1 protein-coding gene is annotated in these 1,634 nt (G+C 42.5%); it reads left to right on the forward strand.

The genetic code is table 11. The annotated features are described in order from the left end of the window. Positions 1–338 precede the first annotated feature (338 nt). Positions 339–1,115, forward strand: coding sequence for an IS21-like element helper ATPase IstB (gene istB, locus BUB67_RS15910; RefSeq protein ID WP_143157129.1), 777 nt, complete (start codon positions 339–341; stop codon positions 1,113–1,115). The last annotated feature ends 519 nt before the right edge of the window (positions 1,116–1,634 follow it).

The raw sequence follows: 1,634 nt of genomic DNA on the forward strand, positions 1-1,634 counted from the left end.
CAATCATACATAATTAATATGAATGGGAATTCCTATCGAATGAAAGAAACAAAGGAGTGGTTGCAGAAGCAGCAATTGGCCTAATTTATTAGGCAAAACCCAACGTGTATACTATATTCAAATTGACGCGATCATGCTTTGCATTGTCACGATTAATGAGATAACGTAAAACTGTGGATAATTCAATGAAAGCATAACTCTTGTTGTTAAGTGGGGGAATTTTTAATAGCCACATGGGGAAATTTTGAGTTGACAAATACATGCCATTTGTTTGTGAAAAACAGGTGCCGTTTTAATTTGCAAGTTCACACCAGCTTGCTTAAAGGTGGTGTTGGGGCATGAACATAATGACGGTTTCCCATTATCTAAAGGAGTTAAGACTGCCGGCAGCAGCCAAGGCACTGTCCGATCTACTGCGGGAAACACAGGATAGGGATTTTAACCACTTGGAATTCTTAAGTGCTTTACTGCGATATGAATTAGACCAGCGAGAAGAAAACACCGTAGCCCGCAGGATAAAGCAGGCACGTTTTCCACAGGTTAAAAACCTGGAAACCTTTGACTTCAGTCTGATACCCAGTGTTAGCAAAACCCGTATATTGGCTTTAACCCAGGGCCAATACATAGAAGAAAAACGTCACATAATTTTCATGGGTAATTCCGGAACGGGCAAGACTCATTTAGCCACTGCCCTTGGCTTGGCTGCTTGTCAACAAGGCCGCAAGGTAAGATTTTATCAAGCCGCCCGCTGGGTGGAGGAGTTAGTAACCGCCCGCGAAGAACACCGCTTACTAAAGCTGGAAAAGGAGTGGATGCGTGACGAACTGGTAATATTGGATGAACTTGGCTATATTCCATTTAGTAAAACCGGTGCTGAACTATTATTTCAGTTTTGCTCAACCAGGCATGAGCTTGGCAGCATCATTGTTATAACCAACCTGGACTTTGAAAAGTGGCCTGAGGTTTTTGAAGATGTGCGCATGACCGAGGCCTTAATTGATCGTTTAACCCACAGGGCTGATATCCATCTAATGAACGGCGAAAGCTATCGTTTTTGTGAAACCCTGCAGCAAAGATCCATAGCAAACACATCTCAACAACTAAATAATGAATAATGATAAGTGCTATTGTAGGCAGAATTATCTGTCACTTTACCATTTAATATCGGGGCCGGTCAACTTTTACTTTATCACAAGTGGTCAACTTTTGTGTTGACAAAACCAGCCGTATTCAAATTCATGTAAAACACCCCTTTATCTAAAATGTTAGTAACTACTCAAGGGATACCTGAGTAGTTACTAATGTTAAAACAAGCAGCCGCTGATTTTCCTTGATTTATCGTGGTCTTATAGAGGCTGTTTAAATAGTTTTTAATACCCATTACCAAGAGAGCATCAACCAATACTCCTGGTAATGGGTACTTTTTAGAGGGGTGTCTACCTGTTCATGCCACTGCCGGCTCCCATTCCTTGCCCAAATCCACCACCATTACGCATTCCTGCACCTCTGCCGGTACCTTGTCCAAGGCCCATACCACTTCCCTGTCCAAAGCCTGCACCGTACTTTCTTCCTATGCCAGCACGGCCGGTTCCATCGCAGGTAGCCTGGTTGTTCTTAATTGAATTGTAAATTTG

The sequence above is a fragment of the Desulforamulus putei DSM 12395 genome (genome assembly GCF_900129195.1).
Taxonomy (GTDB): Bacteria; Bacillota; Desulfotomaculia; order Desulfotomaculales; family Desulfotomaculaceae; genus Desulfotomaculum; species Desulfotomaculum putei.